At 71.9% G+C, this 14302-nt stretch carries 10 protein-coding genes; 8 read left to right on the forward strand and 2 right to left on the reverse strand.

The genetic code is table 11. The features are described 5' to 3' along the window. The first annotated feature begins 12 nt into the window (after positions 1-12). Together ACZ6R6_RS01270 and bla are read left to right on the forward strand one after the other, a co-directional pair. Complete coding sequence (locus ACZ6R6_RS01270) at positions 13-1227, forward strand: MFS transporter (RefSeq protein WP_470089189.1); 1215 nt, start codon at positions 13-15, stop codon at positions 1225-1227. Positions 1228-1484: 257 nt separating this feature from the next. Beyond that, positions 1485-2492: a class A beta-lactamase gene (gene bla / locus ACZ6R6_RS01275; protein WP_470089191.1), complete on the forward strand. Its 1008-nt coding sequence runs from the start codon at positions 1485-1487 to the stop codon at positions 2490-2492. A gap of 75 nt (positions 2493-2567) precedes the next feature. Here the strand turns inward: bla and ACZ6R6_RS01280 are convergent, their stop codons facing one another. Next, positions 2568-7265 (reverse strand): ATP-dependent helicase, encoded by a 4698-nt coding sequence (locus ACZ6R6_RS01280; protein ID WP_470089193.1) that lies wholly within the window; start codon positions 7263-7265, stop codon positions 2568-2570. A gap of 132 nt (positions 7266-7397) precedes the next feature. Here ACZ6R6_RS01280 and ACZ6R6_RS01285 point away from each other — a divergent pair, with 132 nt between their 5' ends. The 3 genes from ACZ6R6_RS01285 (at position 7398) to ACZ6R6_RS01295 (ending at position 9578) form a co-directional block, all read left to right on the forward strand. Continuing rightward, the gene (locus ACZ6R6_RS01285) at positions 7398-8735 is read left to right on the forward strand and encodes a pyridoxal phosphate-dependent decarboxylase family protein (protein WP_470089195.1); all 1338 of its coding nucleotides are present in this window, start codon (positions 7398-7400) and stop codon (positions 8733-8735) included. Between the two features lie 80 nt (positions 8736-8815). Then, positions 8816-9304 (forward strand): VOC family protein, encoded by a 489-nt coding sequence (locus tag ACZ6R6_RS01290; RefSeq protein ID WP_470089197.1) that lies wholly within the window; start codon positions 8816-8818, stop codon positions 9302-9304. A gap of 79 nt (positions 9305-9383) precedes the next feature. After that, positions 9384-9578: a DUF3046 domain-containing protein gene (locus ACZ6R6_RS01295; protein ID WP_470089198.1), complete on the forward strand. Its 195-nt coding sequence runs from the start codon at positions 9384-9386 to the stop codon at positions 9576-9578. Positions 9579-9706: 128 nt separating this feature from the next. Here ACZ6R6_RS01295 and ACZ6R6_RS01300 read toward each other — a convergent pair whose 3' ends face one another. After that, complete coding sequence (locus ACZ6R6_RS01300; RefSeq protein WP_306857035.1) at positions 9707-10009, reverse strand: hypothetical protein; 303 nt, start codon at positions 10007-10009, stop codon at positions 9707-9709. 246 nt (positions 10010-10255) lie between these two features. Here ACZ6R6_RS01300 and recA point away from each other — a divergent pair, with 246 nt between their 5' ends. The 3 genes from recA to rny all read left to right on the forward strand — a co-directional run bounded on the left by recA (position 10256) and on the right by rny (position 14302). Continuing rightward, positions 10256-11359: a recombinase RecA gene (gene recA / locus ACZ6R6_RS01305; RefSeq protein WP_470089200.1), complete on the forward strand. Its 1104-nt coding sequence runs from the start codon at positions 10256-10258 to the stop codon at positions 11357-11359. A gap of 13 nt (positions 11360-11372) precedes the next feature. After that, the gene (gene recX, locus ACZ6R6_RS01310; RefSeq protein ID WP_470089202.1) at positions 11373-12251 is read left to right on the forward strand and encodes a recombination regulator RecX; all 879 of its coding nucleotides are present in this window, start codon (positions 11373-11375) and stop codon (positions 12249-12251) included. 434 nt (positions 12252-12685) lie between these two features. Continuing rightward, on the forward strand, positions 12686-14302 hold the full coding sequence (gene rny, locus ACZ6R6_RS01315; RefSeq protein ID WP_470089204.1) for a ribonuclease Y: 1617 nt from the start codon (positions 12686-12688) through the stop codon (positions 14300-14302).

Consider the following 14302-nt stretch of genomic DNA (forward strand, 5'->3'; position numbering starts at 1 on the left):
CAGAGAGAAGAAATGGCCACACACGATGAACACCCGCACTCGACCCTGAGGTCGTGGCTGGGTGTCTCTATCATCACAGCCAGTCTGTTCGTCTTCGTCACCACTGAGCTGATGCCCGTCGGTCTGCTTACTCCGGTAAGCGTGAACCTGGGGATATCGGTGGGGGTCGCCGGGCTGATGGTCACTCTGTACGGCATCTCGGCCGGGCTGGGCGTCCCGTTCATCGTGGCCTGGACCAGGCGCGTCAACCGGCGCGTGCTGCTGTCCGCGCTACTGGCGATATTGGCCCTGGGAAACCTGATCACCGCCGTCTCGCCGAACTTTCCGCTCGTCCTGACAACACGGCTCATCATGGGATTCGCCAACGGGGTTTTCTGGGCCATAGGCGTGAGCATGGCGATGCGCCTGGTTCCGGAACGCCACGCGAGCAGGGCGGCCGCGGTCGCGCTGTCCGGCATCTCGATCGCCACGGTGGTGGGCATGCCGCTGGGAACGTTCCTTGAAAGCCTCGCCGGCTGGCGGACCACGTTCCTCATCTGGAGCGGCCTCAGTGTGCTGGTGTTCCTCGCGGTCGCCGCCGTAGTCCCGTCACTGCCGTCGGAGAACGCGGTCTCGGTCCGGGAGGTCTTCGGGCTCCCCCTCAGAAACGTGCGGCTACGTCTGGTGATCTTTGCCGTCGCGCTGTACGTGCTCGGCCATTTCGGGGCGTACACGTTCATACGACCCTTCGCCGAGAACAATTCATCCGCCGGGCCCGCCTTCATCACCGCGTTGCTGGTGATCTATGGCGTCGGAGGCGCGGCCGGAAACTTCATCGCCGGATACACCGTGACCAAAAACTTGAGGGCCAGCTTCGTCGCCGCCTGCGCGGGGCTCGTGGCGTCCTTGCTGTTGCTGCTCACGATCGGTCACGGACAGGTCGGCCTGATCGTCTCGGTGGCCCTCTGGGGAGTCTCCTTCGGCGCCCTGAACCTGTGCCAGATCAACATGACGCTGGCCGCCGCGCCCGACACCTTTGAAGCCGCCATGTCACTCAACACCTTGGGATACAACACATCCATTGCGCTCGGAGCGCTTTTCGGCGGACTGTTCGCCGATCATTTCGGTGTCAGGAGTGCCTTCTGGTTCGGTGCGGCGCTGATAGCGGCCTCGCTGCTCGTCACGCTCAGCACTCGCCGCAAGACCTCACGCGCCGTCTCCGATGACGCGTTGGCCGTCAGTGGATGAGCCGGCCCTCCGGTCCCGATGAGGGAGCGGGGGCATACACGGAGCCCTTCCGCTCCCGGCAGCCCTGGGGTGCCGGGCCCTGACCGCCCGCGCCCCCGGCGAGCGCCCGCGGTCTCCGCGGCGAGGCCCCTCAGAGATGGCGTGAGCTGCATTGATATCCAAATCAATATTGATATTTTACTTATATCGATATTGGACATCATTCAATCCCGTCTGGTTGGCTCCCTACATCTGCTGATCAAGAGCAAGGACATGGAATGCGACACCTTGACGCCCGCCGCCTCCCCGCGAGCCTGAAGGCGACCGGGCTGGCGATCTCCATCCTGGTGGGTGGCACCGCCTATGGCGTGGACGCCGCCTCGGCCGACAGCCAGGCGGTCCCGCAGGCCGCGACGGCCCTGGCCGGGACGGGGAGCGGGCAGGCAGTCCTCGAAGACCTGCGGGGGCCGTCCCACCAGGCGGACGCGCGCGCCCGGCTGCGCGCGCTGGAAGCCTCCTCCCAGAGCCGCATCGGCGCCTACGTCCTCGACACGGCCACCGGCGAGACGGTCACCTACCGGTCCGGCGAGCGCTTCCCGTTGCTCTCCACCTTCAAGGCGCTGGCGGCCGCCGCGGTGCTGCACAAGGCCCGCACCTCCGACCCCGAGCTGATGGACCGGGTCGTCCACTGGAAGGCCGGTGAGGTGAAGGAGAACTCGCCGGTGACCGAGAAGCACGTGGAGGACGGGATGACCGTCGCCCAACTGTGCGAGGCCGCCATCACCCTCAGCGACAACACCGCGGGCAACATGCTGCTGAAGCAGATCGGCGGGCCGGCGGGACTGACGAAATACCTCCGCACGCTGAAGGACCCGATCTCCCGTCTGGACCGCTGGGAGACCGAGCTCAACGACTGGGACCCCAAGGAGAAGCGGGACACCACCACCCCCGCCGCCATGGCCCGGAGCCTGCGGGAAGTCACCCTCGGCAACGCGCTCGACGCCAGGGACCGGGCGCGGCTGAACGCGTGGCTGCGCGCGAACAAGACCGGCGACGAGCGCATCCGCGCCGGACTGCCCAAGACCTGGATCATCGGCGACAAGACCGGCGCCTCCTCGCACTACGGATCCACCAACGACATCGCCGTCATCCGGACCTCCGAGTCCGCCTCCCCGCTGATCATGGCCATCTACACCACCCACCGCGCCGCCGACGCCCCCAACGACAACAAGGTCATCGCCGACACCGCCACCATCCTCGCCCGCGCCCTCGGCAAGCTCGGCTAGGAGCCCACGCGTGGTCCGGCCCCGCGCCGGACGACACGGGGCCCGGCGGCCCAGACCGAGCTCCTCAGCGGACCGCTAGGCCCGCAGGCGCAGGCCCCGGGGGGTCGGGTGGAAACCGGCGGCCTCCAGCGCGGCGCCCAGCGGGGAGTCGTTGATGGCGGCGCCGTCCGCGCGTTCCACGGTCAGCTTGCCGAGGGCGCCGTCGCGTACGGCCAGCGCCAGGGCGTCCACGGCGGGCTGGAGGCGGTCGTCGTCGGAGAAGGACAGCAGGGTCTTGCCGCCGCGCTCGACGTAGAGCACCAGGTGCCCGTCGACGAGCACCACCAGCGAGCCCGCCTTCCGGCCCGGCTTGTGGGAGGCCTCCCCGGGACGGCCGGGCCACGGCAGGGCCGCGCCGTAGGGGTTGGCCGGGTCGGCCGCCGCCAGCACCACCGCCCGCCGGCCGTTGCCCTCCGGCCTGCGGGTGCTCCACGGGTCGGGCGCGGCCGGCGCGGGCGGCGCCGAGGCGGCGCGCATGCGGTCGACGGCTCCGGGGAGGGCGAACTGGGCACCGCCCAGCCCCTCGACGAAGTAGCCCCGGCGGCACCGGCCGCTCTCCTCGAAGGCGCGGAGCACCTGGTAGACGGCGGCGAACCCGCCGGGCAGCCGCTCGGCGGCGACCGCGCCCCGGGTCACCACGCCGTGCCGCTCCAAAAGCACCTCGGCCTGGGCCTGCGCCCGCTGGGTCGGCTCGCCCGCCGTCGCGGGCAGCAGCCACCAGCGCCCGCCGACGGTCGGCGGCCCGCTCCGGGTGGGCAGCACCGGCCGCCGCCTGCGCGTCGTGGCCGGCCGGTGGGCGGGACGGCCGGTGCCGAGCGTGGCCCGCAGCGGCGCGAGCGTGTCACCGGTGATCCGCCCGGCCCACACCAGGTCCCACACCGCCGCCGCCAGCACCATGTCGTCCGGGACCGCGCCGGCCGTCAGCGCGCCGACCCGGCCCGCCAGGTCGCGGAAGAACAGCGCGCCCCCGCCGCCGAGGACCGACAGGACGGCCTCGTGCAGCGGGGTCATGGTGATCTCGGACGGCTCGGGCATCAGCAGGGGGGCGGTGTCGGCGAAATACAGGGCCACCCAGCCGTCCCCGCCCGGCAGCGAGCCCTGCCCGGCCCAGACGACCTCGCCGGAGGAGGTCAGCTCATCCAGCAGCGACGGGTCGTATCCGGGCACCCGGGAGGGCAGGATCAGGGTCTCCAGCGCCGAGGCGGGCACCGCCGCGCCCTGCAACTGCTCGACCGCGCTCACCAGCGCGTCGATCGGCGGCCTGCCCCGCTGCGGGGCGCCGGTGATGCCGTGCCAGGCGGGGGCGAAGGCGGCCAGCGTCTCGGCGGAGACCGGCTCCACCTCCTTGCGGAGCCTGGCCAGGGACCTGCGGCGCAGCATCCGCAGCACCCCGGAGTCGCACCACTCCTCGCCCCGGCCGCCCGGCCTGAACTCCCCGCTCACCACCCGGCCCGCGACGGCCAGACGGCGCAGGGCGTCGGTGACGACCGCCGGGCCGAGGCCGAACCTGGCGGCGGCCGTGCCCGCCGAGAACGGGGTCCGCGTGCGGGCGTGCCTGGCGACCAGGTCGCCCAGCGGGTCGTCCACCGGCTCCAGGAAGGCGTGCGGCACCCCCACCGGGAGCGGCACGCCGAGCGCGTCGCGCAGCCGGGCGGCGTCCTCGATCGCCGCCCACTGCTCCTGCCCGGCCACCCGCACCCTGATCGCCCGCCGGGAGCTCTCCAGGCCGGTCAGCCAGGCCGGGTCACCCCCGCGCAGGCTCACGTCGGCCTCGACCAGGGGGCCCTGGGCGCGGAGCAGGTCGGCCAGGTCCTCGGCGTCGCGGAGCGGCCGGTCCAGCCGGGCCAGCTCGCGCTCGGTCTCGGCGATCACCTCCGGGTCGAGCAGCTCGCGCAGGTCGGCCTGGCCCAGCAGCTCGGCCAGCAGGTTGGTGTCGAGCGCGAGCGCCTGGGCGCGGCGCTCGGCCAGGGGGGCGTCCCCCTCGTACATGAACGCGCCGACGTAGTTGAACAGCAGGGACGCCGCGAACGGCGACGCCTGGGAGGTCTCGACCTCCACCAGCCGCACGCGCCGCGCCGAGATGTCCCGCATGAGCCGGACCAGCCCCGGCACGTCGAAGACGTCCTGCAGGCACTCGCGCATCGTCTCCAGCACCACCGGGAACGAGCCGTAGCGGCCTGCCACGTCGAGCAGGTGCGAGGCCCGCTGCCGCTGCTGCCACAGCGGGGTGCGCTTGCCGGGGGTGCGGCGCGGCAGCAGCAGCGACCGTCCCGCGCACTCCCGGAACCGCGCGGCGAACAGCGCCGAGCCGCCGAGCTCCTCGGTGACGATCTGCTCGATCTCCTCCGCGTCGAAGATCGCGACCTCCGTCGGGGGGCCGGAGAGCGTGTCGGGGATGCGCAGCACGATCCCGTCGTCGGAGTGCACGGCCTGGACGTCGACGCCGTAGCGCTCCCGCAGCCGCCGCCCGATCGCCAGAGCCCACGGCGCGTGGATCCGCGCCCCGTACGGCGAGTGCACCACGACCCGCCAGTCGCCCAGCTCGTCGTGGAAGCGCTCGGCCACCAGCGTCCGGTCGTCGGGCACGTATCCGGTGGCCTCCCGCTGCTCGGCCAGGTAGGACAGCAGGTTGGCCGTGGCCGACCCGTCGAGCCCCGCCGCCCTGATCCGCTCCGTGGCGCCGGAGCCGGCGTCCGCGCCGGACATCTCGCGCAGGAACGCGCCGATCGCCCGGCCCAGCTCCGCCGGGCGCCCCGCGCTGTCGCCGTGCCAGAACGGCAGCTTGCCCGGCTGCCCGGGCGCGGGGGAGACCAGCACCCGGTCGGCCGTGATGTCCTCGATCCGCCAGGAGGTCGCGCCCAGCACGAACACGTCGCCGGCCCGGGACTCGTAGACCATCTCCTCGTCGAGCTCGCCCACCCGCGAGGCCCGCTCCCCGACCAGGAACACGCCGAACAGCCCGCGGTCGGGGATCGTGCCGCCGTTGGTCACGGCCAGCCGCTGGGTGCCGGGCCGGCCCTGCAGGACGCCGGTGACCCGGTCCCAGACGATGCGCGGGCGCAGCTCGGCGAACTCCTCGCTCGGGTAGCGCCCGGCGAGCATGTCGAGCGTCGCCTCCAGCGCGCTGCGGGGCAGGGTCCGGTACGGCGCGGCGCGCCGTACGACGGTCTCCAGCTCGTCGACCGTCCACTCCTCCAGCGCGGTCATCGCCACGATCTGCTGGGCGAGCACGTCGAGCGGGTTGCGCGGGTAGCGGAGCTCCTCGATCTCCCCGCTCTTCATCCGCTCGGCCACCACGGCCGTCTGCACCAGGTCGCCGCGGTATTTGGGGAAGATCACGCCACGTGAGACGGCCCCCACCTGGTGCCCGGCCCGGCCGATCCGCTGCAGGCCGCTGGCCACGCTCGGCGGCGACTCCACGCAGGCGACCAGGTCCACCGAGCCCATATCGATGCCGAGCTCCAGGCTGGAGGTCGCGACCACGGCGGGCAGCCGCCCGGACTTGAGCGCCTCCTCGATCTGGGAGCGCTCCTCCTTCGACACCGACCCGTGGTGGGCCCGCACGATCTCCGGGACCGCGCCCTTGGAGGCGCCGGCCTGCGCCATCATCGCGGCCGGGGTGGACAGGGACGCCGGCGGCGAGGGGAACCCCTCGGCCCAGTGCGCCGGCTCCGCCGGCTGCGCGGCCCCGGCCCCGCCCGCCTCCCGCTCCCACGCCAGCTCGTTGAGGCGGGTGCACAGCCGCTCGGCCAGCCGCCGGGAGTTGGCGAACACGATCGTCGAGCGGTGACCCCCGATCAGGTCGAGCAGCCGCTCCTCCACGTGCGGCCAGATGGAGCGCCGGGCCGGGGGCTCGATCAGCCACTGGTCGTCGTCGCCGGAGCGGGCCGGGCGCGGGGCGCCGTCGAGCTCCGTCATGTCCTCGACGGGGACGACCACCTCGACCTCGATCACCTTCTCCGAGGGCGGCTGGACCACCGCCGCCGGGCGGGGGCCGCCGAGGAAGGCGGCCACCTCGCTCACCGGCCGCACCGTCGCCGACAGGCCGACACGCTGCGCGGGGTGGGGCAGCAGGGCGTCGAGCCGCTCCAGGCTGAGGGCCAGGTGGGCGCCGCGCTTGGTGGCCGCCACGGCGTGCACCTCGTCGACGATGACCGTCTCCACGCCCCTCAGTGCCTCGCGGGCCTGGCTCGTCAGCAGCAGGAACAGCGACTCGGGGGTCGTGATGAGGATGTCCGAGGGCTTGGCCGCGAAACGGCGCCGCTCCTCCGGCGAGGTGTCGCCCGACCGGATCGCCACCGAGATCTCCGGCACGGTGAGCCCGAGCCGCCGCGCGGTCTGCCGCATCCCGGCCAGCGGCGCCCGGAGGTTGCGCTCGACGTCCACGGCCAGGGCTTTGAGCGGTGACACGTAGAGCACCCGGCACAGCCGGGCCGGGCCGCCGTCCTTGCCCGCCCGCCCGCGCCCGCCCACGGTGCCCGGGGCGTCACCGGAGGCCGGGGCGGCGGGCCCGCCACCGGCGGCCGGGGCCATCCGCTCGGCGGCCAGCCGGTCGAGCGACCACAGGAACGCGGCCAGCGTCTTGCCGGACCCGGTGGGCGCGACCACGAGCGTGTTGTCCCCCCGGGCGATCGAGGACCACGCCCCCTCCTGGGCGGCGGTGGGCGCGGCGAAGGCTCCGGCGAACCACTCCCTGGTCACGGGGCTGAAGTGGTCGAGCGCTGATCCGGTCATCGCTCCATAGTGCATCGCCCCACCGACAGAACCGGCCGCCGGGACGCGGCCGTACGGGTGGGAGAAAAATGATGTTAAGTGATCTTAGGTATCTATTACCCGTTTTAGCTGTTTTGTCCGCATAATTCTCGGGTGCACAGCTATGACGAGCGCCTGACCGACCTGGTCTTCTCCTACATGAGGGAGCGGCTCGCCCTCGATCCCGTCCCCCTCGACAACCCCGGCGTGAAGGACAAGCTCGACGCCGCCCTGGCCGGACTCATCACCCCCGGGGGCACCGACCCGGAGAAGGTCCTGGACGTCTACGCGACCCAGCTGGCCCCGGCGGTCATCTCCGCCGACAGCCCCCGGTTCCTGTCGTTCGTCCCGGCCGCGCCGACCAAGGCCGCCCTGCTGTTCGACATGGTCGTCTCCTGTGCCTCGCTGCAGGGCATCTCCTGGCTGGAGGCCTCCGGCGCGATCGCCGCGGAGAACCAGGTGCTCCGCCTGCTCGCCGACAGGGCGGGGCTGCCGGCCGGCGCGGGCGGCTGCTTCGTCTCCGGCGGCTCGGCCGGCAACCTGTCCGCACTCGTCGTGGCCCGCGACACCGCCCGGCGCGCGCGTCCGGAGGGCCGCCTGCGCGTCGCGGTCAGCGACCAGGCGCACTCCTCGATCTCCAACACCCTGCGCATCATCGACGTGGACGCCCTCGTCGTGCCCTCCTCCGACCACCGCCTCACCGGCGAGGCCCTGCGCGCGGCGCTGGCGGCCGACCCCGACCCCTCCACCGTGGTCGCGGTGGTCGCCACCTCGGGCACCACCAACGCGGGCATCATCGACGACCTCGCCGGGATCGCCGAGGTCGCCCGCGAGCGCGGCCTCTGGTTCCACGTGGACGGCGCGTACGGCGGCGCCGGACTGTTCGCCCCCTCGATCCGCCACCGCTACGCGGGCGTCGAGCACGCCGACTCCTTCGTCGTCGACCCGCACAAGTGGCTGTTCGCGCCCTTCGACTGCGCGGCCCTGCTCTACCGCGACCCCCGCCTGGCCCGCGCCGTGCACACCCAGGACGCCTCCTATCTCGACGTCCTGCACACCGAGGGCGACGAGTGGAATCCCACCGACTACGCCTACCACCTGACCCGGCGCGCCCGCGGCCTGCCGCTCTGGTTCTCCCTCGCGGTCAACGGCACCGACGCCTACACCGAGGCGATCGAGAAGGGGCTGACGCTCGCCCGCGAGACCGCCGCGCTGATCGACGGCTCCGGGCACCTGGAGCTGATCCGGGAGCCCGAGCTGTCGGCCGTGCTGTTCCGGCGCACCGGCTGGACGGCCCGGGACTACTACGAGTGGTCCGAGCGGCTGCTCGCCGGGCAGATCGGCTTCGTCACGCCGACCGGCTGGGAGGGCGAGACCGTGGCCAGGTTCGCGTTCCTGCACCCCGGCACGTCCATGGAGATCGTGGAGGAGATCCTCGCCACCATGGCGTGACGGCTGGGGAAGGTTCATCGCGTCCCGTCACGGAGATAGAGACCAGACGAGCATCCGACGCATTGAGCGGTGAGCCAGCGATGAGCATCGACCAGCCGGCCGTGGAGACGGCGCGTGAGCGGATCAAGGCGGAACGTCTGCGGGAGCACCGCCCGCCGAGCAGCGCGAGGGGTCTGCACCACTTCGCGCTGATCTCCTCCGACGTCGAGGCGACGATCGCGTTCTACCAGGACCTCCTGGAGTTCCCCCTCACGGAGATCTTCGAAAACCGCGACCACCGGGGGTCGAACCACTTCTTCTTCGACGTCGGCAACGGCAACCTGCTGGCCTTCTTCGACTTCCCGGGCCTGGACCTCGGTCCCTACAAGGAGGTCCTCGGCGGGCTCCACCACATCGCCATCTCGGTGGACCCGTCGACCTGGGAGCGGCTGCGGGGCAAGCTGGAGGCGGAGGGCGTGCCGCACCGGATCGAGAGCGGCGCGTCGATCTACTTCAGGGACCCCGACGGAGCCCGCCTGGAGCTGCTCGCCGACCCGCTCGGCGAGATGTACGGCTTCCGCGTCATCTGAGGCCCCGGCGGGACGGGGCGGCGCTCCGGAGGAGGAACCGGCGGTCATGGGCGCGGCCGGGAGGGGCCACACTTGGAGGATGCGCCTGTCGGAGTTCTGGAACCGGATGAAACTACACTTCGGCGACTCTTATGCCGAGTCATGGGCCCGTGACTACGTCATCGCCGACCTCGGCGGCCGGACGGTGAACCAGGCGCTGGCCGACGGCATCGCCGCCAAGGAGGTCTGGCGGGCCGTGTGCGGGGTGTCCGACGTCTCCGCACGGCTCCACTGAAGGGCTGCTGAAGGGCTGCGCCGGTCGGTCGTGCTGAAGGGCCGTGCCGGCCGGCTGTGTCGAAGGGCTGTGTGGGGCCCGAGAGCGCGACCGGTGGAAGGCGCCGGAGCTCTCCCCGGGGAGTGCGGTCAGGAGGCGCGGTCCAGCAGCTTCCGCACCAGCTCGGCCACGTGGCCGGGGGCCTCGGCGCTCTCCTGTCCGTCCGGCGACCACAGGAAGAGCCAGCCCTCCCTGGCCGGGCTGGCGAAGACGATCGTCTGTCTCCCGCTGCCCGGATGCCACACCCAGAGCACGGGAGCGGTGGCCCCGACGATGCGTCCCACCAGCCCCCGGCCGGACAGCTCGGCGGCCAGGGCCTCAAGGCGGGCCAGGCGTTGCTGGGCGAACGCAGCGGTCACGTCGGGCACCTCGGAGTCGTTTGCCTCCAGCATCACCCCAGGTCAGCCCGGTGGCAACAGGTCCGAGCCAATGCCCGGAAATGTCGCCCCAAGGATGGGGTCACCCTCTGCTGTGACCTGCGGCGCCCCCGGAGCGTCCGGCGCCGTTGAGCCACGATCGAACAATCGTTCGGCTATATTGGACACGCCGCCACCCGTGGCGTGCTCTCCAGAAAATGTCGGTGGCACCCCGTAGCTTTCTGGCAACCGATTCAACCCGCGACCCTTCAGGGGGCTCCCATGGCGGCTAACGACCGCGAGAAGGCGCTCGAGACCGCGCTCGCTCAGATCGAGCGTCAGTTCGGCAAGGGCTCTGTCATGCGCCTCGGCGATGAGACCCGCGCGCCCATCGAAGTGATCCCGACCAGTTCCATCGCCCTCGACGTCGCGCTCGGCATCGGCGGGTTCCCGCGTGGCCGCATCATCGAGGTCTACGGTCCGGAGTCCTCCGGTAAGACCACCGTCGCCCTGCACGCGGTGGCCAACGCCCAGCGGGCGGGCGGCATCGCGGCGTTCATCGACGCCGAGCACGCCCTCGACCCGGAATACGCCAAGAAGCTGGGCGTCGACACCGACGCGCTGCTGGTCTCCCAGCCCGACACCGGTGAGCAGGCGCTGGAGATCGCCGACATGCTGATCCGGTCGGGCGCCGTCGACCTGCTGGTCATCGACTCGGTCGCGGCCCTGGTGCCCAAGGCCGAGATCGAGGGCGAGATGGGCGACAGCCACGTCGGCCTCCAGGCCCGGCTGATGTCCCAGGCGCTGCGCAAGGTCGCCGGCGCGCTCAACAACACGGGCACCACCGCGATCTTCATCAACCAGCTCCGCGAGAAGATCGGCGTCATGTTCGGCTCGCCCGAGACCACGACGGGTGGAAAGGCGCTGAAGTTCTACGCCTCGGTCCGGCTCGACATCCGCCGCATCGAGACGCTGAAGGACGGCACCGAGGCGGTCGGCAACCGCACCCGGGTGAAGGTCGTCAAGAACAAGATGGCCCCGCCCTTCCGGGTGGCCGACTTCGACATCCTCTACGGCGTCGGCATCTCCCGCGAGGGCGGCCTGATCGACATGGGCGTCGAGCACGGCTTCGTCCGCAAGTCCGGCGCCTGGTACACCTACGAGGGCGACCAGCTGGGGCAGGGCAAGGAGAACGCCCGTAACTTCCTGAAGAACCACCCCGACATGGCCAACGAGATCGAGAAGAAGATCAAGGAGAAGCTCGGCATCGGCCCGCGCCTCGACAGCCCGGCCACTCCGCCGGCCGCCGCTGCCGCCCCGGCCCCGGCCCCGACCGCGTCCGGCCGTGGCTCCAAGGCGGCCACTCCCAAGCCGGGTGACGTCTGAGCCGGGTTGATCGATGACGACGGGACCTGACTCCGGTCCGGCCGGCGCGGCCGGGCCGCGAGACTGGGGCGCCTGGCCGGACGTGCCGGAGGCCGGCTCCTCCGGGACGGGCAGGCGGGCAGGCGGCCGGTCGCGGCGCTCCCGCCGGGGTCAGCCGGGCGCATGGGAGGCGTCCGGCCCCGACTGGGAGGACGGCTCCGCCCTGGACGACGGCCCCGCTCCAGAAGGCGGCCCAGCAGAAGACGCGGCGGGCCGCTCCGGAGGGGAGAGCCGGGGCGGTCGTGGGTCCCGGCGTGGTGGGAAGCGCTCCCGGGGTGCCTCCCGGGAGATCCTGCCGGACGGGCCGGTCGAGGGGTCTCCGGCGAGCCAGGGGCCCGCCGCGGATCCGCAGGCCGTGGCCCGGGCGATCTGCCTGCGGCTGCTGACCATGGCGCCGCGCACCCGCGCCCAGCTCGCCGAGGCGCTGCGCAAGCGCGAGGTGCCCGAGGAGGCGGCGGAGGCCGTCCTCGAAAGGTTCTCCGAGGTCGGGCTCATCGACGACGAGGCGTTCGCCGCGGCCTGGGTGAGCTCACGCCACGCCGGGCGGGGTCTCGCCCGCAGGGCCCTCGCCTCGGAGCTGCGCCACCGCGGGGTCGACGAGGACACCGTCAAGGAGGCGGTGGAGCAGCTCGACCCCGAGCAGGAGGTGGAGACGGCCCGCAGGCTCGTGGCGCGCAAGCTCGCCTCGACGCGCGGGCTGGAGCCGGCGGTCCGGACCCGCAGGCTGGCCGGCATGCTCGCCCGGAAGGGATACGGCCCCGGGCTGGCCTTCCGTGTGGTCCGTGAGGCACTTGAGAGTGAAGAGGCGGAAAATCCCGCATTTTCCGCCGAGTTGGATTACCCACCCGACTAGCGAAAGCACGCTGAGTTGTTTGCCGCCGGAATTTCCCGGCGGCGGGGTCCGCTCCGTGGCCGGGTGCCGTCACCCCCGGCGCCGCCGGGGATCCGGCGATGTCACCGGGCCGGGCGGGGATGTTGGGGAAAGAAACATCGGCTTCTCATGTTTGAACGGTCCCCAACCGGGCTTTGCCTTGCCCGTGACTTGTTTGACGCTTAATCTCGACGGCAGTGAGGAGTTACTCCGCGCAGTGCGGATTGTCATAACGGCGAATTTACGGACGAGCAGGCTTGGCGGATGTGGGCGGACGGCGTGTCGGCGGGAGTGACCGGCGCAGCGTCGGCCTTGGGTTGATATCTGTTCCGGTGGCGTCGGCGCCTGGGCTCTCCGTGCCGTGCGTGTGACCCTCGCGTGCTTGATATTTGCGACGCGAGGAGGGCGGGGCGCGCATGGATCCGGTTGTGATCGTCATATTGGCGGGGGCGGTCGCGGTTCTTGCCGTGGTGACGATAGCCGCGCTGATCGTGTTGCTGCGCCGCACCGGGGCGGGCGGCGGGACGGGCGGTCCCTCCCCCGAGCAGGAGGCCGAGATCCAGACCGCGCTGGAAGACGCCAGGCGCGAGGCGGCCGACATCCGCACCAAGGCCCAGCACGACGCCGAAGAGATCCTGCGCAGGTCCGAAGCCGCCGTCGAGACCGCCGCCGAGCTGCGCAAGGAGGCCGAGGCGGAGAGCCAGGTGCTGAAATACGAGCTGAAGGAGCTCCGCTCCGACCTTGAGCGCCGGGAGAACCGGCTGGCCGAGCGGGAGCAGCGCCTCGACGAGGAGGCCAGGCGCCAGGCCGAGCGGGCGCGCAAGCTCGCCGAGACGGAGACCAAGCTCGCCGACCGCCGTGAGGACCTCGACCGGGTCGCGCAGGAGCGCAGGGCCATCCTGGAGCGGGTGGCCGGGCTCACCAGCGACCAGGCGAGGTCCGAGCTGGTCAGGGAGATCGAGAACCAGGCCAAGCGTGAGGCCGCGCTGATCGTCAGGGAGATCGAGAGCGAGGCCCGCAGGGAGGGCGAGAAGCGGGCGACCAAGATCGTGACGTTGGCGGTCCAGCGCGTGGCCACTGAGCAGACCGCCGAGTCCGTCGTCAGCGTCCTGCATCTGCCCGGCGACGAGATGAAGGGCCGCATCATCGGCCGCGAGGGCCGTAACATCCGCGCCTTCGAGTCGACCACCGGGGTCAACCTGATCATCGACGACACGCCCGAGGCGGTGCTGCTGTCGTGCTTCGACCCGGTCCGCCGGGAGACCGCCCGGCTGACGCTGGAGAAGCTCGTCCTCGACGGCCGCATCCACCCCCAGCGCATCGAGGAGGCGCACGAGCGCAGCAAGGCCGAGGTCCAGGAGCTGTGCGTGCGCGCCGGCGAGGACGCCCTGGTGGAGCTCGGCATCACCGAGATGCACCCCGAGCTGATCACCCTGCTGGGCCAGCTCCGCTACCGCACCTCCTACGGCCAGAACGTGCTCGGCCACCTCGTGGAGTCCGCCCACATCGCCGGGATCATGGCGGCTGAGCTGAGGCTCGACCCGATGCTGCTCAAGCGCTGCACGGTCCTGCACGACATCGGCAAGGCCCTCACCCACGAGGTCGAGGGCAGCCACGCGCTCATCGGCGCCGAGATCGCCAGGCGCTACGGCGAGCACGAGGACGTGGTCCACGCGATCGAGGCCCACCACAACGAGGTCGAGGTCAAGACGGTCGAGGCCGTCCTCACCCAGGCCGCCGACGCGATCAGCGGGGGCCGTCCGGGGGCCCGGCGGGAGTCCCTGGAGGCCTACGTCAAACGGCTGGAACGCCTGGAGGAGATCGCCACCTCCTACGACGGCGTCGACAAGGTCTTCGCCATGCAGGCGGGCCGGGAGATCCGGGTCATGGTGAAACCCGACTCGGTCGACGACATCCAGGCCCAGGTGATCGCCCGTGACGTCGCCAAGCAGGTCGAGGAGGAGCTCGCCTACCCCGGGCAGATCCGCATCACGGTGGTCCGCGAGTCGAGGGCCACGGAGTTCGCGCGCTGA

The organism is Streptosporangium sp. NPDC048886, assembly GCF_055586905.1.